The organism is Methanosarcina thermophila TM-1 (assembly GCF_000969885.1).
GTDB classification, from domain to species: Archaea; Halobacteriota; Methanosarcinia; order Methanosarcinales; family Methanosarcinaceae; genus Methanosarcina; species Methanosarcina thermophila.
The window spans coordinates 672,417-691,350 of the sequence record NZ_CP009501.1 but is presented as its reverse complement, the minus strand read 5'-3'; the positions used below and the strand labels follow the sequence as shown (position 1 = coordinate 691,350).

Genomic DNA, 18,934 nt, shown 5'->3' with positions numbered 1-18,934 from the left:
AAGGCATACTCTATTTGACTCTGATCATTCCTGAATGGAAATAAATCATCCCCAACATGAAATTCTGTGTCCGGATAGAATATATGCTTAGCTGTGGTCAAGTCCTTATTCTGGCTGCAGAAGGTATGAAAAGCTAGTAACCTGGGGATGAACTACATGGAACAAATCTGGGGATGAACTACATGGAGCAAATAACCTGGGGAGATGAATTATATGGAACAACCAGTTGATATTACGGAAGTATCGTTCGATCCTGATGACGAGATGGATTATGCACCACTTGAGTTACCCAGGTGGATTGTCCTGCTTGAAGGTATTATTGCTATTCTTATAGGCTTATTTCTCTTATTCAGGCCTGGTCAAACCACTACTTTTCTTATACAGATTTTGGGTATTTTCTGGCTGGCAGAAGGAATGCTTTCTGTTTTAGGGGCGCTGATATACTCTGGGAACAGGGTATGGAAACTGCTATCGGGCATCCTGAGCATTATTGCAGGAGCAGTTATACTGATGTACCCTATCTACAGCTCCGTTATAGTTCTTACTTTATTCGTTATTTTCATAGGGATATGGGCTGTTGTCACCGGAGCTGTGAAAATCCTCCTTGCCCTTAAAGGAGGAGGAAGGGGTGTAGGAATCATCGGTATCCTAACCATAATTTTAGGCTTGCTTCTCCTGGTCAATTTTGCGGCAGGAGTTGCTGTTCTACCATGGGTATTCGGGCTCTTCCTTATTCTCGGGGGGATCGGGACACTTATTGAAGGATTTAGAATGTGAACTGAAGGAGGATTTTCAAGTAAATACGTGAGACAAGGAGAAAAAATAAGGAGACAGGAATATGGATAGACCTATTGGTGTTACCATTCTAGCTGCTCTGGCTGTATTGCTAGCAGTTTTAAACGCTATTGCAACGCTTCGTTTTCTTGGCTTTTTGCCTTTTGTAGGGCCTCTGGATATACGTATTTTCAATCTCTGGTACGCTCTACTGTACGGTTTGATGACCTACATATGGGCATGGGCGGCTAAGATGCTCTGGGAGTTAAATCCACAGGGCTGGATGTTTATGGCTGTTATTGCGATATTTAACCTCTGCCTGGATTTCGTGATTCTGGTCACAGGCGGTTCATGGTTTGACGTTAATTCCTCAGTAATTATTAACGCCCTTATCATCATCTATATGATGCTGCCTGGAGTGAGAGAGGCATTCAGGACGACTAGAGGGTGAAAATGCTTTTCAGGGCAGCTCCTGAAAGAACGAGTGAGTCTGAGGTTCAGTTCTGGATCTATTTCTCTAAACTCTATCTCAGGGAAAAACGCTTTTTATCTTTTTCACTTCTCTTGTTGAGGGCAGAATTTATTTATCCTTTTTTGTGTCAGTTTTATTTAAAAAACTGAGTCTGCCTTCCAGCTAAAGATTTGAGCTAATTTATTAAATGATTTTTATATGAAAATGAAAAATTATATATCTATCTTTTTTTACAGTAGAAGTGATGAGATCTTCTCTGATCACAGTTCTTCTCTCTTCCGAAAAAAGGACCAATCTGCTTCTCCTTCTTAAAGAGAAACCCCGGACAATTGAAGAGATCAACAGTGAGCTTGGTACGAATTCCGTTGTAATCCTGCCCCAGCTAAAAAAGCTAAAAGAAAATGGGCTTGTAATTCATGAAGATAAGGTATACGAACTTTCCCTGCTCGGCAGGGTTATTGTTCAGAAAATGGAATCCCTTGTAACCGCCTTCAGACAGCTTGAGAATGATTATTATTAAGCCCATTAGATGTATGATATCTCTTATTTGAGAACTTTACAGAACCCTTTTTCCTGATATCGCGAATCCGGCAGACTGCTGAAATGCGAAGAGGCATTTTTGAGTTTATTTCTGCTTTTCAAACTTTTCTTGAGCTTTTTCCCTTACCTCTGAGAAAATATCCTTTCCTTTTGCATCAATTCCTACTATAAGCGGTCCGAACTCTTCTACACTGAGCACCCACACAGCCTCAGGCATTCCAAGATCAAGCCAGTGGACTGCTTTTACCTCCTTGATTAATTCTGCAGCAAGGGCAGCGCATCCGCCTGTATAAGCCAGATAAACGCATTTGCCCTTCAGGGCATCAGTTACGCCTTTCATACCACCTTTTCCAATAATTGCCCGAATTCCGTGAGATCTCAGGAGAGGGGGCGTCATTTTTGACATTCTGCCGCTGGTTGTAGGACCTGCCGAAATTACTTTCCAGCCGTTCTCGGTTTGCTGCATAAGTGGGCCACAATGATAGATTACTGCCCCTTCAAGGGAGAAAGGAAGTTCCTCTTGCTTTTCGTCCATTTCAAGGATCCTTGCATGGGCTTCATCCCTGGCTGTCAGGATTTCTCCCGAGATATAGACGATGTCTCCGGCGTTAAGTTTCTTGATATCTTCAATCTCCAGCGGGGTTTTCAGGTGATATTCCATTATTCCTCCCCTCCAAAAACAATCGAAGCATGCCGGTTTGCCCAGCACTGGATATTTACTGCAACTGGAAGGGATGCGGTGTGGCAGTAAGCAGTTTTCACGTGCACTGAAAGGGCGGTTGTGCTACCTCCCAAACCCATGCAGCCTATCCCGAGTGCGTTTACAGCCTCAAGGATTTCTTTTTCCAACACATCCATCTGGGTGTCAAGGGGCTCAAGCAGAGCTTCTTTTGCAAGCCTGGCTGCTGCATCAAAAGAACCCCCAATTCCGACTCCTATGGTCAAAGGAGGGCAGGGCATCCCTCCGGCGTTCACTACGGTCTCGAGTACGAAGTTTTTGATATTCCCAATCTCTGTCGGGTTAAACATCCGCAAAGAACTCATGTTTTCAGAGCCTGCGCCTTTGGGAGCAACAGTAATTTTTAAATGTTTTCCGGGAACGAGCTTCCAGTGAATATCCGGAATTCCAGCCCCTGTATTATTCCCGCTGTTTTTCCGGGACAATGGATCTACAGCATTCGGGCGGAGTGGAATTTTAGCTGTCGCAAGGATTACAGCCTCCTGAATCGCAGCTTCGATGTCAAAACCTGGCTGAAATTCGCTCCCAATTTCTGCAAAAAAGATCATTATACCCGTATCCTGGCACATTGGAACTCCATGCTTTTTTGCAATCTCAATATTCTTCAGAATTGTCTGGAGCTGGGATTTTGCAACATCATTTTCCTCGGCGGTTTCGGCTTTTCTGAGTGCATCTACCACATCTTCAGGAAGTTCAGTTTCTGCTTTTCGCAAAAGGTCTACAATAGACTGAATAAAGGTTTCACGGCTGATTTTTGAGGGCAAGAGATCACCAAAATAGATCTATATAACAGGTATGAGAGGACAGATTCAAATCTCCCATCGTCTTGAGGCGAATTTTGTATTTTTGTAGAGTGAAGGAGAATTTCCGCCTTCTCAAAGGTGGGATGGGTCTGTCGCCTCTCTCATAATGTATCCTCTGATTATATTTTTAACTTATAAACCTATACTCTTGTCAGGATTTATTCTGGTAGCTGCAAATGTTATAGAAGCCACTTTATTCTGGTAGCTGCAAATGTTATAGAAGCCACTTGACTTTGTTATTGAATTTTATTTAGTTATTGAATTTTGTTTTTGTTATTGAATTATAAGAGCTGTCACAGATTGATCCAGAGCACAAGCAGTATGTGAACTCCAGCAAAGGCAGGTACAAGAATTCTGAATATGGGCTTCTGGGTCTTATGCCTGAAGTGCTGCATCCCGAGCAGTGCACCTATCGGACCGAAGAGAGAAGCGATCAGCAAGCTCTGCTCGGAGATTCTCCACCCTGCGTTTTTCGCTTTGAATTTATCCATTCCATACAGTGTAAAAGAGGCTGCGTTAATAATAGCATAAAAAATAGGAAAAAGTAGGTATATTCTTTCTGTCATGAAAAAGAATTCTCCTTAATAATAATTAAAGGCTGTGATATTTTGCCCAATTATATTAGTCTGAAGAAACTCTATACTGAGGTTCCAGAGGCTCAATTCTGCAGCACCGTTATACTTTCAGGTTTCTGAGAATTTTAGATGAGATCGCAAACCCCATGCAGGTATCCAAGGTTGCCGAAGTCATTATACCTATTACTTTCCCTTTCTGTACGATAGGAGAGCCGCTATCTTCCGGACCCGGCATGTCATGGCACTGGAAGCCCAGAAAAAGCAATGAAGCCCCAGAATTAGCTATCCTGCAGTAATGGATAGTACGGGTATCATTAATGAGCTTAGCCAGTTCCAGTTCAGCCGGGCTGCCAAATTCCGTGATTTCAGCCTCGCTGCCTGGAGGGAGCTCTATCAGGGCTAAGTGATGGTCTTCTAAAATTCTAGTAACAGCGAGTGTATTTCCATCAACGGTCAGGCGGTCTCTTTCTCCTCTGAAGATATGTGAAACTGTAACCGCATAAAGCACTCCTTTGAGCGAGATAACCGCACCGATAGTACCGCGTTTTCCATTGTGAGAAAAGGAACTGCCTGCTTTTATCATAAGCTTTTATCAACCTGCAAATTTTGTTCTGACCTGATTTATTGGGTTTCCAAGTCTTATTAAAATACTGCGTTAAAGTCCGTTTAGGAGCAAGGCTCTCGATATTTCGTAACGACTTATAGCCAGATTCCTGAGAAATAAATGTTGCTCTAATAAATTGAGAAAGTTTTATAGATTATTACTTAAAGTAGAGAGTTTTCTTAAGATTTTTTATTACATGACCTTTCCATAATCCCTAGTTTTATGTCTGTAACAATTGAGAACAGTGTTAAAGAATTTCTCTTTATCTTAATCTTTTAAAAAGGATAATAAAGCATTATAAAGCTTTAAACTCGTATCAGGACTTTTATTTTATTTCTTGAAAATAAGTATGTTTATATGATAATTTCTCCTGTTGTTTTCACTTACCAATTTCTTGGTTAAACTAAGAAACACAGGAGGAAAATATGAAAAATAATAGGAAGTCTTTATGGAGAATGACAGCGATCGTTCTCACCACACTGTTGATATTGACTTTATTGTCTGAAGGAGTCTTTGCAAAAATTACCGTAACCCCCACCCCCCTAGGCGCAGGGACTCCTCCAGCTACAGCCCGTATATCCTGTTGTAAGGATCATCGTATTGATTATACAGCGGTAGCAGCTTCAAGCAGCGATCCACGAGTAGTGCAGTTTAAAGACCTCTCAAAAGGTACAGAGACATATATTAGATGGGATTTTGGAGATGGAACTTCTCTTGAAGGAACAAAGATAACTCCAGCATTGAAAAATCCGGTACACAAGTATAAAAAGACTGGATTTTATATTTCCTGTTTGACTATTAAATGTAAAGGTTGTAATGGGAAATTGTGGGTTCACAAGAATGTTGTTATTAAGTAGATTTGAAAAAAATTAAAAATCTACTACCAACTTCTATTTTTTATCTATTATTTTATTTATGAGTTATTTTATTTATGAGTTGATCGCAAAACTCAAAATTGAATCCCCTAATCTAAAATTCCCAATAACCAATCGAGTTTTCATCAAAAGTTTGTTCTGGGAATTCTTATTGATGTGAGAAATATTTCTGTTTTGGGATGGGTTCTGTATCTAGTACGATGCCTTTTATCCAGATGTTTTAGATTATTGCAGGGGAAATTTTCACATTCAAGGCAAATTTTAATTTATTTTTTGTTAAAGTTTCACATTTTTTTATTTTGCGTTCCGCAGGGAGCAACAAGTAAAGTTTCGTTCAATAGTGTTCTACTCTGTTATGTCTGTTCCAATAAAATTTCTAGCGTACTGCTTGATCACAATTCCGATTTTTTATAAAGTTGATTTATGTGTTAACTGCTAGAAACATTTTTCATAAAAAATTATATATGTCTAGAAGTTATACAGTTCGTGATTCAATCGATTTGGAATATGCGATTGAAATCGGAATCTGGAGACTTAATCCGTTACTTACAAAATGGGATTTGGAGAGGTCATTTAAGTTCCAGATTTACTCATGACCATTACTGGTGAATATATTTATGAATAAATGAAAGGAGTCAGAGATATGAGTAAAAATATTGCATTAAAATTGACATTTCAATTCTTATGTTTACTACTTTGCCTGGTGTTAATACCGTCTGCGCTTGCTCAGCCTGATGAGCTTACCGGAGATGTAACCAGCGAGAGCGGAACTTACGAAGATTCTACTATCTCTGAACCGGTAGCAGACAACGAAGGTTACACCTTACACTCAATAAACCCGACCTATTATGCTGTGTATCTCACGCCGGGAAGCAGTGAAACCTTCAATGTCAGTTTCACGAACGAAGGTAACAAAACGCTCAATGTAGCTCCGAAAGTTATGAATATGCCTGGCAGTATCTACCCCCTCAACAAAAGCTGGATTACAATATCTCCGGCAAATGTGACTGCAGATCCGGGCATAAAGCAGGAATTTGCGGTTGAAGTAAATGTGCCTGAGGATGCAAAAAGCGGAGAATATGATGCTCAGATAGTCTTTACAGATGACATGTATCCTCCAGAATACGGTGCCCAGTACATTAATGTAATGAATCTCGGGATCTCAGTGCCTGTCCCTCCGAAGCTTGAGTTTCAGAGAGACTACATTTTCGATAATGTTGATCCAGGAAAGGAATACGTATATAAGATAAAAATCAAAAACGTGGCAGGCAAAGATGTAACTATCGATCCGAAAGTAGTGGAAAACATCTATTTTGATCCAGATATTAAGCCTGCTTTCAGTAGTGACCTGATAGAAATTTCCGCACCTTCAGTCATAAAAGCCGGCGAAATCACAAACATGACCATCCGTGTTCCTGTTCCCGACAATGTAAGTGGAACCTTTGACGGTTTCATAGAAATGAACGCAGACGGAAAAGCAAACGATGGGTCAGTGCAACAACTGGGCTTGAACTTTTTTGTTATTAATCCGCTTTCCGTTCCTTTCGTAAAAACCTTTAACACTAAAACCGCAGACCCAATAACGATTAAAGTTTCGGCTGATATTTATGACCCTATTCCAATGCTGCGCATCTCCCCGGAAAAAGAAGAACCATCTTTTGAAATGAATCTGAAATGCAATTCAAACCCTGTTAATCTGACCCTTGTAGAAAAAACTCAGGGTGGCAGTGTATCAGCTCTGGAGTCCTCCTACTACCCGATCTGGGCAATCGAAGATGATCTAACCTATGACAGCGTCAAACAATACACCGAAACCTATGAAGTATCTGGAGCAATCGGAACCTGGGAACTTTCAATTCTCCCGAAAAATGTCAATAGTTTTACTTACTCAGTAAGTTTTAGGGACTCTGAGAAATAATTGATGTAAGATAATTATAAATAAGTGACAGGACTGATTTTGAATTGTTTCAGAGTCCTGTCATAACTACTTTTTAATTTTTAACTTTTCTATTTATTATGGCTTTATTCTTTATAAGGCGACCTATGATGCCAAAAACTAAAAGCTGTAGGTAATGTTGCTCGTTTTATTTTCTACAAGCGACTTATAATGGTAATTATAATGCTTATTATAGCTTGTCTTGTTTGAATCTGAGTAAAGTTAGATTTTTCTAAGGCGGTTAACACTACATGAAACAAAATGCAAAAGTGATAGCCTTTTACTTAACAACCATGTTTGGAGAGAGTTAAGTCTTGGGAAAACTTGGTCTCAGAGAGGGATATTGAGGCTAATGAGGGTCTTAAGCTTTAAGATTAGGAGGCTAAATTTTAAGATTTGAGAGGCAAGTTTTAAAGTTTAGGGTTAGGTTTTAAGGTTAGAAATTAAAGAAAGAAACTAAAGTTTTAATTTCTAAGAATTAATTTTATTCTTAAAATTTGTAAAGTTTCAACTTATTTTTCATGACCAACCGCCTGATTGATAACTCTAAACTCGAGATTCAAAAATATAGTTTTGAGTTTTTGGATCAGCTTTATAATTACGAATTGACATTTTAGTCAATTCGTTTACATGCAGTTACCGATATTATCCTATAGCTTAATTTAGAAAAAAAAGACTTTGATATAGTATTATCATTGTTAATTTCTATAAATATATCTTTGACAAAGTTCGTTTTTAATAGATTTTCTGCATCTTCAACTAGTTTTTTTCCTACGCCCATACGTCTAAAATTGGAATCGACTACAATATCGGCTATAACCCCATATTTTTTACTCCAAGGATATTCCGAGATAATACTAGAAACTGCCACACCAATAATAATATTCTTTGACTGATTATATGCAACTCTTACAAAGGATTTTGGAGAATCCAACAAGGTTTCCAGTTCTTTTTTTTTATGATTAAACCATCTGGATTCAATGAATTCTTGTTATCAGCAATTCCTAATTGTATCTCTCCATGAGAAATATAATTTTCTCTATAAGCTTCTGTGAAAAGTGATAGAATTATTGAGAGGTCATTCTGCTTTGCATTACGGATTATAAATTCTTCCATAGTTTGTCTCCTTTCTAACTATTATATACCTATCATCTATAGTTTGGAGGCACAATTTTAATATATTGTTCAAATTCCCTCGCCTTAATTATACAGTCTCTATCTTGGGATTCTAATAATAACCTTCTGAGCTCATTAAGCCCATATTGAAGCTTTTCTTTTTCTATTAGGCATGTTATTTCTTCAGGATATCTACCGTAATTCTCAATTATTTCTATTCCAATCCATACAAGATCCCCAATATATTTACTGGTCTCTATATTATCTATGACACTTGGAACTAGATTTCTTACATTTTCAGGTAAATTATTATAATTTCTAATGATTCCCCATGCAATACTCCCTGCGACATCTTCGTTACTTTTAAGAGTGAATATTAAATCCTGTACATGTTTAGGTAAGTTATTATAGTTCTGTAGTATTGCTGATACAAGACCTCTGCAGCCGATTTTGTTCTCTTTAAGTAGATCAAGTAAAGGTACTAATTCATTCCTATAATTCTCATTTTGTCCATAATTCTTTACAATTCCCCACCCAATGTCACCAGTGTCGACAATATTCTCTGAGATCTTATATATTAAATCCATCAACTCTTTAGGTAATAGAGTGTATCTGCCCATTTCATTAAAGACATCCCCACTAGCGTATATATTGCTTGCAATATTTATTATCAGATCTTTTACATCCTTAGACAATTTATGATAATCTTTTCCCATCCTTCTTATTATGAACTCGGACTCACATAGATTGTTAACAAATTTAAATACTAAACTTCTTACGTTAAGAGGCAATTCACCATATTTTTCTATTATCGCTAAAGTAGCATCTCCAAATGCATATTTATTCTCCTCAAGTTTAGAAATTAATTCTTTTTGTTCATCATATGAAAATTTATTATAAAAGTGTACAATTATCCATGCAACGCCCCCAGCAGCGTACTCCTCCTCTATAAGCTGGTTTAACACATCACAGAAATACTCTTTGCACCCATCGTGATCAAGTATATAGTTAAGAGCGTTTGAGTAAGAAGGATGAGCGAACTCTAAAGAATATTTTTCTTCCTGTCCGTTGAATAGGTTCTCTTTAACTAATTTAATTCTATACTCTTCTTTTAAAACTTTGTTGAAATCTCTAAAGTCTTTGTCTCTATTTCTTTTCTTTAATATGTTATATTGCTTTTTGACAAAATCACAACTAAAGTATGAGTAAGATAGCTGCGATATAAAAATTATTGAGAGAAAGTAGATTCTATCGTATCTTTTAGACTTATATAATTCTTTAATTTCGTCCGCAAACGCTTTTTCAGTTGCTTGCGAATTTTTATCTATCTTTGGCTCTATCTCTTTTTCATAAAATTTTCGCAATTCTTCTTTTGCATTTTCTTTATCAATCGCTAGCTGCTTTCCTGCAGTTGCAACAACAAAATCATAGATGTTAAGAGGCGTTGGCAATTTATTCTCATTTTTTAACTTCTCAATAATTAAATTTCTCAGTTCTTGATGTTCTAGCCATTCACATCCTTTTTCTTCTGCCCACTTCTCAAGAATTTCTATTCTTTTAAAATGATTGTAAGAGGGTTTTATAATGTTCAATTCTTTTTCGAATTTCCTTACTTCCTCAGGGAAATAAATCTCTTTCTCGAATTCTTGAAAAATATCTTTTCTTGATGTAATTATAACATATGTATCCGATTTTCCTTTAACAGAATCGATAATATGACCTATTCTTTGCTTTAAATCGTCTCTACCCTCATACTTTGTTTTTCCGAAAGGATCCTCAAAATAGTATATATGATGTGGTCTTAGTATCGCATCGATATTTGCTAACTTTTCTCTAACTTCTTTTCTTTGTTCATATTCTTTACCAGGGACCCACTCTGGAAAGCAAATATTATTTTCTCTGGAGTACCATTCCCACATCAATCTTATAGCTGTATATGTCTTTCCATATCCTGGCGGTCCAGTAATAAACACTATTCTATCATTATTGAGTTTTTCTTTTATTTCCTCGAATTCATCTGGTGGAACAAATAGCCTATCTATTAATGCTCCATTGTAGTCAACCCTTTGTTGCCCAATAGACTTGATAAATTCCGAAACTTTTCTCTCCTTTATTAAACTTTCTTTATTTATTAAATAATATTTTTTATCCTTTCTTCTATCAATGTATTCGAAGTTCTTTTCCATAAAGTATTTTCTCATCCCTAAGGTCATACTATTAACAACAGTATCTGCAGCAATAACAAATGGCGTTGATATTTTTCCAATAGACTCCCATTCGTAACAGAATTTGCATTCTTTTAAATCTTGGCATTCTTTAATTATATTTTTATAGCAATTATTATAGTCACTTAATTCTACTGTTCCAATAACTATTTTAAAACAACTCTTAGCACCCAAAGCTACTGAAGCTGCTTCAAAAATGTTACTAAAGTATTTTACACAGAGAATCAAATCGTTCGAGTTAGACACTTCAATAATTTTAATATAATCCCCCAGTTCCCTAAGCTCACTTTTTAATAGAGCTATAAGCTTTTTTCTTTCCAGCAGTTCTATATTATAATTTGCACTTACTTCAACTGATTGTTCAAGTCCCAAAATACCCAGATAAATAATATAGAACTCTTTATTTCCTTCAAGCCATTCTTTTATATCCCTATCAATTTGTCTCCCTATATCTATATCTGCCTCTCCAATTTTTTGTCCACGAGATGTAAGATTTTTCAAAGACAAACATAGTTCGTCAATTTTGAAGGATATTTCCCGAATTCCTTGATTTGTTTCCTGAGCTCCTTGAGACAGTTCTTGAACTCCATGATGAATTTCAGTTATTAGATAATGTTGAAGATAGTTTCTAAGTTCTGGATCTTTTTTAATCTCAGTATATAAAAATTCAAAAAACTCACTTAAGATTGAACTTTCACGCTCTTTCAGAAATTTATTTTCATTAAATGAGGACAGAAACTCATCAGTTAAACTATTTAATAAATCATGGTTATTTGGATTCTCTAGATATTCTTTGATTGCTACCTTTACATTTTCTTGATGCAAAAAAGTTTCAATTTGAGTAATATTTAATCTATACTTATCGCTTAAACTTTTAATTGCATTTTTATATGCTTTCAAAGAAGGATCATAATGTTTGCCAAGGGTTTCCTTGGCGGTATCAGATAATATGTTAGCAAGAAGACTCAAAGCTAATTCTGAGATCACTATTCATCCCCGTCAGCATTAGATATATCACGATTACAAACTATTTCACTTAGTTAAATAATAGCAATTAAATTTTCCTATTTTGCACTGGGCCAGGTACTTTGCTTAATTTTTTGAGTAAACGAAGACATTTTGGAGTTCAGGATTACGCTCATTAACATTGTTTTGCACGATGTAAAGATTCTACAGTCTGAATGCTTGAGAGCCATAAATACTAAGGTTAGATCCCCACGTAGGATTTTGGCATGGGATAAACCCAAGAAAGACAGCTTAGTATATAACCTTCAGGAGCCTTTCAGGTTCCTTGTTGACCTGACAGTTATCAGCTTGGTTGAAAACGGGGCTGTAAAGTAAAGATTTCATAAAACTTAGAATTAAAATCTCAGGTTAAAACTAACTGGAGCCAGGAAGATTGTTAATAGCTTTCCAATATGCTGAATAAAAAAGTGAGTTATCAAGGAGAGAAAAGAACTTAGGGTTATGTTATCTTTCGGAATATTGGGGAACTAGCCCATTACCTTACCAGCAAAAAGGAATAACTGGATATGGTTAAGCTTGAACATGAAATTAAAATTATTGCTCCTTATGATATAAGACAAGAGATTCTCAATATTTCTTATGTTGACAGGTAAAAGTTAGGATTTTCTAAAGGGATATTTCGTTACATGAAGCAGAATGCAAAGTCAGATAAGCCGTTTACTCCTAATAGCCATACTATGGAAAAGGTGAATAAGTGGGAAGTATTGGTTTCAAGCCAAAAGTAAAAATGTGTATGTTTCTAATGATATATCAACCGGATAAAAAGCTGTTATCCTTCATACACTGCTATTGATATATCAGCCTGATAATAATCAGTAAACCTTAATGTATAGTTGGCAGCTTTCTTTGTTCCTAAGAACTTTATTATTTTATGAATAAACTTCATAAACAATGAGATACAATAATAGTTTTGGGGGATCAATATGGATACACTTAAGAAAATAGCAGTTGGTATTTTAGCCGCAATAGGGCTTGTTTATATTGTAAAACATATACACGTCAAGACTTGATAAGTGGTTGGTAGCCTTCTATGGCTCCGAAGAACTTTACCATTTTATGAATAAATTTCATAAACAAAAAGATACAAATAATTTTGGGGGATTAACATGGATACACTTAAGAAAGTAATAGTTTATATTTTGGCCGCAATAGGATTTGTCAGTGTTGTAAAACATATACACATCTCACGCTGCAAAGAAGGCTGCTGTTTGTGCAATAAATTTAAAACAAAAGAAGAAGGATCTAGAACAAAAGCAGAAGTTTTTAAAACAAAGGTAGAGGGCTTTAAAACAAAAGCAGAGGGGCTTAAAGCAAAGGTGGAAGGATTAAAATCAAAAGTATACGAATCTAAGGCAAAAGTACAGGAATCTGAAGTAAGAGAAGAAGGTGAAAAAAGAACTGGCACAAGATATGGTTCTAATCCGCTCAAGTATTAATAAAATATCTTAAATTCCTTTTTTATTTTGTTTTTTTATATTAGAATTTTACAAAGAATTGTATAAGTTTATTAGTTAGGACTACTTTTGAAAAAGAAGATATGCGTTACTCTCAGAAAACAGTGTTGCTTTTTTATGGGATCTAAACTGCCGAATCTTACGCAGCAAATAAAATTCGGTTCTTTTAAATCTGCTAACTCCATAATTTAAAACCTCTTCACCTCAACAACGTTTATATCTATTAACGATTACAGTACAGAAGGATTTTTCCAAACATTTTATATTATTGATTAGATTATTTAATATATCATGCCATGCAGAGACATGGCATTATACATTAAAATTTATGACCTGAGAATGGTTTCACAAATAAAAAAGAAGGTTCTGTTAATGAAATACTGGCAGCCGAAATACGAAACAATGAATCCCGAAGAAATGAAGAAATTACAGCTTAAACGCCTTAAAAAGAGCTTAAAGCTGGTTTATGAAAATGTTCCTTTTTATAGGCAGAAATTCAAGGAAGCTGGAGTCACTCCCGAGGATGTTAAAACTCTTGATGATATCCGTAAAGTGCCTTTTACCCGGAAAGCCAACCTTCGGGAAAACTATCCTTTCGGGCTCTTTGCTGCCAGAAAAGAAGACATAGTGCGTATCCACGCCTCGTCCGGCACAAGCGGGAAGCCTACAGTCGTAGGGTATACGGCAAAGGATATTGAGACCTGGTCAGATTTGATTGCCAGGGATCTCACAATGATAGGCCTTTCTGCAGGCGATATAATCCAGAACTCCATGAATTATGGGCTCTTTACAGGAGGCCTGGGTTTCCACTACGGCGTTGAAAGGATGGGCGCAATGGTCGTGCCGGCTGCGACCGGAAATACCGCCCGGCAGCTAGAGATGATGATCGACTTCGGGGTAACGGCTGTGCACTGCACACCTTCGTATGCCTTTTACCTTGCCGAAACGGCTGAAGAACTCGGCATTATAGACAAGCTCTCATTGAAAGCCGCTATCTTCGGTGGTGAGCCCTGGTCGGAAAATACGCGCAAACAGCTTGAAAAGAGGCTCAACCTCAAAGCCTATGACTGCTACGGACTATCCGAGATGTTTGGACCTGGAATAGGTTTTGAGTGCCAGGAGCAGAACGGGCTGCACATCTGGAGCGATAATTTCCTTGTCGAAGTCCTTGATGAAAACGGAGAGCAGGTCTCAGAAGGCGAAAAAGGAGAACTTGTCCTCACCTCCATCAACAAGGAAGGCTTCTGCAACATCAGGTACCGCACAGGCGATATGGCAAAACTTCTTGAATCCGAATGCGAATGCGGCAGAACCACCACAAAAATTTCCCGCCTCATGGGCAGGGCTGACGACATGCTGATCGTGAGAGGAATCAATGTTTTCCCCTCTCAGATCCAGGATGTCATCTCCCGGATTCCGCAGGTGGGCGATCACTTCCGGTTAATCCTTGACCGCAACAGACACATGCTCGACGAACTCACAATCGAAGTCGAGCTAGAAGACAACGCCTTTACCGGCGAACTCAAGGACCTCAAAGCCGTTCAGGACTACGTCCAGCGTGAACTCAAGTCCGTCCTGAACATCCGCACAAACGTCGAACTCCTTGAGAAAGGTAGCATCGAGAGAACTGCAGGCAAGGCAAAGAGAATCATTGACAGGCGCCCGCAGCTCTGAACTCTGCACAGTTTAGAGTCATTGTTTACTAACTTAAATGGTCAGGGGATTTCTATTCTCTGATTCCTCCAACTTTTTTCTTCCGTTGAGCAATGTATAGTTTCTTTTTTTAAACAACAACAGTTTTGAATCACTGATTTCTAGAACCCAGACAACCACAAAGTATGTGATGAAACTAAAAATCCCTGACTATAAAGTGGAAATCTAAAAATAGTAAAATATAAAAAATGAAAAATTTTGTTGGAGGTAATACGCCTCAACCAGAGCTTAAACTCGCCTTAACGTTCCTATATTCAGTTCCATTTCCATTTTACCTTAACTTTTTGGATCAAACTTTATAGCCCTATCGTACACGATCTCTGAGTAAGCTGGCCCGGTTTTTGTAGCGTTTTCCAGGTAGGCTCTCCAGCCAATGAAAAGCGGCTGATCCAGCTCTATACCGTGAACTCCCTGACCATAAGGAACTTCGTAGCAGTATTGATCATCCTCACTGCAGTTTCTGGATAGCTTGTAGACATAAAGATATTTCGCATTGGGATTATCAGGGAGGTATTCCTCAGCAGATCCATTGAAATCCTCATTTGTGATTGCTATAACGCCGTTAAACACATCAGCTCCGTATATTGCAAAATTAGAGTACGTCGCCTTTCCTGCAGCTACATGGTTGACCCCATATACAATTATGAATTCATCGGTATCATTACCTAAAGTAATTGCCGGGTCTCGCAGGAAAGGATAGTATTCCGAAGTGTCAAAGAAAGGAGGTGTCGGCGAAAAGATAGTCTGGTTTGCTGTCCATAGATAGCATTCATCGTTGGTAGGACCTACGGCGTTAATTCCTCTCTGAATAGCATCACTCCCTATAGGGCCTCCCTGACTGGTCGGGAGCTCTGTTGCATTTGACTTGTTGTATTTTTCGAGAATTGCAACCCTTAGCTCTTCGAGATCATCCATAAGCTCAAACTCTGTTTGTCCGGTCCCACGAATCCTTAATTCCGGATAATCATATGGATCCAGTTCTGTTGTATTGTTGGGAGTAATGCGGAAAATAGTTGCAGGTGTATTATTAATGTAATCGTCACCAGCCTGGGTATCATTGAATAAGGCTGGGCGGATAAATGATGCAAATGTAACGGAATCATTATCCAAACCCATGTTCAGCATGACCGAGGGCAGCACCTGGGTGTTAATTGTATTGTTTGAGTATCCTGCAGACTCGGCAGCATCCCGGATGCGCTGGTCAATGCCTCTATCAGCAGTAATGATTATTATTGTAGTCTGGTTGAAAGGATCTCCGGAAGCTCCATCTGGCGTTCCTTCGGTTTTGATAACAAGGTTGTTTATCGTATCTACTAAGTTGGAAAAGATCCATCTCCTCTCATTTCCAATTGTTCTGCGCATTAACATATTATCATAACTGAAATACCTGCATTCCGGAGGTGTTCTTCCCACAAAAACAACTGCTTCGTCAGGACGGAGGTTCCAGAATGGAGTTGTGTTCCCGCTCACCCCAAGCGTACTGGCTATTTCAGACATCTGTTCCTCTACTTCATAACCTGGAGCCGGTGGAACAAAATATATCACATATTTTGTGGTAGGATTATTTCCGTATGCAGAAGGCAATACTCCTTCCTCCAATAACCTGAGTAAATCAAAGTAAGCCAGTTCACCTTCCTGTACTGTGAATCCATCCTGTTCTAAAGCCTGTTGAAAAGCCTCTGTGTCATTTGCTTCCATATCCTGTGCAAGATTCGACGCAGGAGAGCGGCCTTCACGTAAATTTTGCAAAAAAGATGAAGTTTGTAAATTTTATCTAATCGAGATCTGGAAAAGTCGAAATCTAAAATTTCTTCTTTTCATCCGCTCAAAACAGCAAGATTTATTTTGTAATGCCTCCAATGTCAAAAAGAATTCGGAGGAGTTTATGGATCCAGCCTTTTCTAGCCCAGCGAGCAACAGATCTTCTCGCTCCAGCCCTGCCGTTTATTTATGCGGGAGGCAAAGCTGTAGTAGATAAAAGCAAAGATATGCTTTTAGAAAGAGGCATTGAAAAACTCGGTTTCGCAGGTTTGAAGAGAGCAAAGGCTTTGCTGGACAAAATAAACCCTAGAATGGGTGAATCCCTTGAGAGGGCACTTAAAAAAGTCTCCGGAAGCCCCGATGATCCAAAAGCAAAAGAAGAGCTTCAGCAGGAAATCCTGAAACTGCTCAATGAAAATTCAGACTTTGCTAGAGAAATTCAACCAATCATAAATTTCAATATAGAGAATATTGATCAACTCGCGGTGGGAAACTACAATACTTTTTTAAACTTCAACACGCCTTCCGGCGATGAATACATCAAAATCATTGAATATCTTGACCAAAGAAGAAAAGAAGCAGCAAATCAGGAAATTCTGAGCCGCTATAATCCTTCAACGCTAACGCCGTATCCAAGACGATTGAAAGAGTTCGTTAGCGAAAACCGTTCAGAAGAATTAATAAAAGCCCTTACATACCTCGAAAGTCACCAGATTTTACTAATCAGCGGAGTTGGTGGTGTCGGCAAGTCCACTCTAGCAAGAGCTCTTGTAGACCTCAGACCTGTAAACGTCCCTGGACCTTTCTGGTTCAGCTTCTATGATAATCAGGATGCAAAACTGGGTGATATTCTTGAGAAACTCGCTGCTTACATGAATGCTCCTGAAATTGTATCTTTTAAAGCGGAGAGAAGAGAACCCGGAAAAACTGATATTGACAAACTCACTGGCGAACTTCATAGAAGGAGCGAAATCTGGCTAATTTTCGATGATTTGAGCACCATTCTTGCAGACCAAAATTATACATACAAAGAAATTGAACTTCTCTTTTTTTCCTTGCGACACAATACCCACAACGCAAAAGTCATTATAACAAGTCGAGTTTTGCCCATATTCGAAAATGGGGAAAGTCTGATAGATGTGGTGGAAGATGAAGAAAAACAGCATCTCAATGGTTTGAGAACGGATTTTGCAGTTGACTACCTTGCTAGAAATGGGCTTGGTGAAGTGGAGCCTCAAAAGCTGGAAGAACTGGCTACAGGTGTGGATGGTCATCCTCTTGCCTTAAAATTGCTTTTGATGCTTGTAAAAGAATTTGGGGCAAAAGACATACTTGCTGATTTAATTATTTATCAAAAAGAAAAAGAGGATACTATCAAAAAGGCGAGAAGATTATTCGATAAACTGGCAGGAGATGAAAAAGAGTTTCTTGAGCGCATTTCAGTCTATCGTGAGCCTGTGAGTATGAAAGGTCTCTAAGATATGTTTACGGAAAATACCCCAATAGACACTGTTAAGAAACTCGTTGATAAGTCCCTTATCGAAACCGACCATAATGGAAGTTACTGGTTACACCCCTTAATTCAGGAATTTTCCTATGGGGATCTCAAAGACAAAAAAGAAGTACATATGCTTGCAGTAAAATACTACCTTTCTCTTCCACTACCAAAAAATCCCACCAAGAAAGAAGACCTTCAACCAGTAATAGAAGCCCATTACCACGCTTGCGAAGCTGGAGAGTATGATTTTGCAGCCGATATCATATGGAGATGCGATCTCCCAACTCTTCTGGATCTCTGGGGAAATCCGAAGACACTAATTGAAATTTACAAAAAATTACTTCCTGATGACCATTTCAAAGACGAACCAGTTCTCAAAGACAAACAGACTCATGAAACTGTCCTCGGAAATCTGGGGATAGCATACAGTCATCTGGGAGAGCCCAGAAAAGTAATTGAGTATTATGAACAGGCTTTAAAGATTTCCAGAGAAATAGGAGACAGGAGAGTAGAGGGCACAGTCCTTGGAAATCTGGGGAACGCATACATTCGTCTGGGAGAGACCAGAAAAGCAATTGAATTTTTGAAGCAATCTCTATCTATTGGAAAAGCAATTGAAGACCCAAGGATAATTAGTTTTTGCGAGAAGAAATTGAAAGAGCTTGACGGAACTGATGACAATGAAAACTAAAGTTATTTCCAACCTCAGCAATCCTCAAGCTCCAAACTACCCTCCAGTTTTAAAAAGTCTTTTTCAGACTATTGTTAGCAGGCTGAAATCTAAAAAGTAGCAATAAGGTTGAATCAATTAAAACATTAAACA

The 18,934-nt window shown here is 38.1% G+C and carries 18 protein-coding genes; 10 read left to right on the top strand and 8 right to left on the bottom strand.

The features are described from left to right. Positions 1 to 213 precede the first annotated feature (213 nt). The 3 genes from MSTHT_RS02975 (at position 214) to MSTHT_RS02965 (ending at position 1,766) form a co-directional block, all read left to right on the top strand. Positions 214 to 777 carry an HdeD family acid-resistance protein gene (locus MSTHT_RS02975; RefSeq protein ID WP_048166501.1) on the top strand — a complete coding sequence of 188 codons (564 nt, stop codon included), beginning with the start codon at positions 214 to 216 and terminating at the stop codon, positions 775 to 777. Positions 778 to 838: 61 nt separating this feature from the next. Then, positions 839 to 1,225, top strand: coding sequence for a hypothetical protein (locus MSTHT_RS02970; RefSeq protein WP_048166500.1), 387 nt, complete (start codon positions 839 to 841; stop codon positions 1,223 to 1,225). A gap of 265 nt (positions 1,226 to 1,490) precedes the next feature. Next, positions 1,491 to 1,766, top strand: coding sequence for an ArsR family transcriptional regulator (locus tag MSTHT_RS02965; protein WP_052721817.1), 276 nt, complete (start codon positions 1,491 to 1,493; stop codon positions 1,764 to 1,766). A gap of 105 nt (positions 1,767 to 1,871) precedes the next feature. Here MSTHT_RS02965 and MSTHT_RS02960 read toward each other — a convergent pair whose 3' ends face one another. The 4 genes from MSTHT_RS02960 to MSTHT_RS02945 form a co-directional block, all read right to left on the bottom strand. After that, positions 1,872 to 2,447 carry a FumA C-terminus/TtdB family hydratase beta subunit gene (locus tag MSTHT_RS02960; protein ID WP_048166499.1) on the bottom strand — a complete coding sequence of 192 codons (576 nt, stop codon included), beginning with the start codon at positions 2,445 to 2,447 and terminating at the stop codon, positions 1,872 to 1,874. Continuing rightward, positions 2,447 to 3,289 (bottom strand): fumarate hydratase, encoded by an 843-nt coding sequence (locus MSTHT_RS02955; protein WP_048166498.1) that lies wholly within the window; start codon positions 3,287 to 3,289, stop codon positions 2,447 to 2,449. Before MSTHT_RS02955 ends, MSTHT_RS02960 begins: the two co-directional genes overlap by 1 nt. A gap of 332 nt (positions 3,290 to 3,621) precedes the next feature. Further along, positions 3,622 to 3,894 (bottom strand): DUF1294 domain-containing protein, encoded by a 273-nt coding sequence (locus MSTHT_RS02950; RefSeq protein ID WP_048166497.1) that lies wholly within the window; start codon positions 3,892 to 3,894, stop codon positions 3,622 to 3,624. 109 nt (positions 3,895 to 4,003) lie between these two features. Then, positions 4,004 to 4,486, bottom strand: coding sequence for a hypothetical protein (locus tag MSTHT_RS02945; protein WP_048166496.1), 483 nt, complete (start codon positions 4,484 to 4,486; stop codon positions 4,004 to 4,006). Positions 4,487 to 4,962: 476 nt separating this feature from the next. Between MSTHT_RS02945 and MSTHT_RS02940 the strand changes: the two genes are divergently transcribed. Continuing rightward, positions 4,963 to 5,364, top strand: coding sequence for a PKD domain-containing protein (locus tag MSTHT_RS02940; RefSeq protein WP_231588168.1), 402 nt, complete (start codon positions 4,963 to 4,965; stop codon positions 5,362 to 5,364). 721 nt (positions 5,365 to 6,085) lie between these two features. Next, positions 6,086 to 7,300, top strand: a complete 1,215-nt coding sequence (locus MSTHT_RS02935) for a COG1470 family protein (protein ID WP_231588167.1) — start codon at positions 6,086 to 6,088, stop codon at positions 7,298 to 7,300. 631 nt (positions 7,301 to 7,931) lie between these two features. Here MSTHT_RS02935 and MSTHT_RS02930 read toward each other — a convergent pair. From MSTHT_RS02930 to MSTHT_RS02920, 3 genes are read right to left on the bottom strand one after another with little or no spacing between them, the layout of a single operon-like run. Further along, positions 7,932 to 8,252 carry a GNAT family N-acetyltransferase gene (locus MSTHT_RS02930; RefSeq protein WP_048166494.1) on the bottom strand — a complete coding sequence of 107 codons (321 nt, stop codon included), beginning with the start codon at positions 8,250 to 8,252 and terminating at the stop codon, positions 7,932 to 7,934. After that, on the bottom strand, positions 8,228 to 8,434 hold the full coding sequence (locus tag MSTHT_RS02925) for a hypothetical protein (RefSeq protein ID WP_048166493.1): 207 nt from the start codon (positions 8,432 to 8,434) through the stop codon (positions 8,228 to 8,230). Before MSTHT_RS02925 ends, MSTHT_RS02930 begins: the two co-directional genes overlap by 25 nt. 32 nt (positions 8,435 to 8,466) lie before the next feature. Further along, positions 8,467 to 11,646, bottom strand: coding sequence for an nSTAND3 domain-containing NTPase (locus MSTHT_RS02920; RefSeq protein WP_048166492.1), 3,180 nt, complete (start codon positions 11,644 to 11,646; stop codon positions 8,467 to 8,469). A 240-nt stretch (positions 11,647 to 11,886) separates the two neighbouring features. Between MSTHT_RS02920 and MSTHT_RS14955 the strand changes: the two genes are divergently transcribed. From MSTHT_RS14955 to MSTHT_RS02905, 3 genes are all read left to right on the top strand, one after another. Beyond that, positions 11,887 to 12,000, top strand: coding sequence for a CRISPR-associated endonuclease Cas1 (locus tag MSTHT_RS14955; protein ID WP_231588166.1), 114 nt, complete (start codon positions 11,887 to 11,889; stop codon positions 11,998 to 12,000). Between the two features lie 791 nt (positions 12,001 to 12,791). Beyond that, complete coding sequence (locus tag MSTHT_RS02910) at positions 12,792 to 13,121, top strand: hypothetical protein (RefSeq protein WP_048166491.1); 330 nt, start codon at positions 12,792 to 12,794, stop codon at positions 13,119 to 13,121. A gap of 390 nt (positions 13,122 to 13,511) precedes the next feature. Further along, positions 13,512 to 14,813, top strand: a complete 1,302-nt coding sequence (locus MSTHT_RS02905) for a phenylacetate--CoA ligase family protein (RefSeq protein WP_048166490.1) — start codon at positions 13,512 to 13,514, stop codon at positions 14,811 to 14,813. Positions 14,814 to 15,128: 315 nt separating this feature from the next. Here the strand turns inward: MSTHT_RS02905 and MSTHT_RS02900 are convergent, their stop codons facing one another. Continuing rightward, complete coding sequence (locus tag MSTHT_RS02900) at positions 15,129 to 16,601, bottom strand: hypothetical protein (protein ID WP_048166489.1); 1,473 nt, start codon at positions 16,599 to 16,601, stop codon at positions 15,129 to 15,131. A 110-nt stretch (positions 16,602 to 16,711) separates the two neighbouring features. Here MSTHT_RS02900 and MSTHT_RS02895 point away from each other — a divergent pair, with 110 nt between their 5' ends. Both MSTHT_RS02895 and MSTHT_RS02890 read left to right on the top strand, forming a co-directional pair. Next, positions 16,712 to 18,091 carry an NB-ARC domain-containing protein gene (locus tag MSTHT_RS02895; protein WP_187148752.1) on the top strand — a complete coding sequence of 460 codons (1,380 nt, stop codon included), beginning with the start codon at positions 16,712 to 16,714 and terminating at the stop codon, positions 18,089 to 18,091. Between the two features lie 3 nt (positions 18,092 to 18,094). Further along, entirely contained in the window at positions 18,095 to 18,802 is a 708-nt protein-coding gene (locus tag MSTHT_RS02890) for a tetratricopeptide repeat protein (RefSeq protein ID WP_048166487.1), read from the top strand. Positions 18,803 to 18,934 lie beyond the last annotated feature (132 nt).

Coding starts and splice junctions, on each gene's coding strand:
- MSTHT_RS02975 (WP_048166501.1), top strand. CDS start 214: ATGGAACAACCAGTTGATATTACGGAAGTATCGTTCGATCCTGATGAC.
- MSTHT_RS02960 (WP_048166499.1), bottom strand. CDS start 2,447: ATGGAATATCACCTGAAAACCCCGCTGGAGATTGAAGATATCAAGAAA.
- MSTHT_RS02965 (WP_052721817.1), top strand. CDS start 1,491: ATGAGATCTTCTCTGATCACAGTTCTTCTCTCTTCCGAAAAAAGGACC.
- MSTHT_RS02950 (WP_048166497.1), bottom strand. CDS start 3,894: ATGACAGAAAGAATATACCTACTTTTTCCTATTTTTTATGCTATTATT.
- MSTHT_RS02895 (WP_187148752.1), top strand. CDS start 16,712: ATGTCAAAAAGAATTCGGAGGAGTTTATGGATCCAGCCTTTTCTAGCC.
- MSTHT_RS02945 (WP_048166496.1), bottom strand. CDS start 4,486: ATGATAAAAGCAGGCAGTTCCTTTTCTCACAATGGAAAACGCGGTACT.
- MSTHT_RS02905 (WP_048166490.1), top strand. CDS start 13,512: ATGAAATACTGGCAGCCGAAATACGAAACAATGAATCCCGAAGAAATG.
- MSTHT_RS02925 (WP_048166493.1), bottom strand. CDS start 8,434: ATGGAAGAATTTATAATCCGTAATGCAAAGCAGAATGACCTCTCAATA.
- MSTHT_RS02940 (WP_231588168.1), top strand. CDS start 4,963: ATGACAGCGATCGTTCTCACCACACTGTTGATATTGACTTTATTGTCT.
- MSTHT_RS02910 (WP_048166491.1), top strand. CDS start 12,792: ATGGATACACTTAAGAAAGTAATAGTTTATATTTTGGCCGCAATAGGA.
- MSTHT_RS02890 (WP_048166487.1), top strand. CDS start 18,095: ATGTTTACGGAAAATACCCCAATAGACACTGTTAAGAAACTCGTTGAT.
- MSTHT_RS02970 (WP_048166500.1), top strand. CDS start 839: ATGGATAGACCTATTGGTGTTACCATTCTAGCTGCTCTGGCTGTATTG.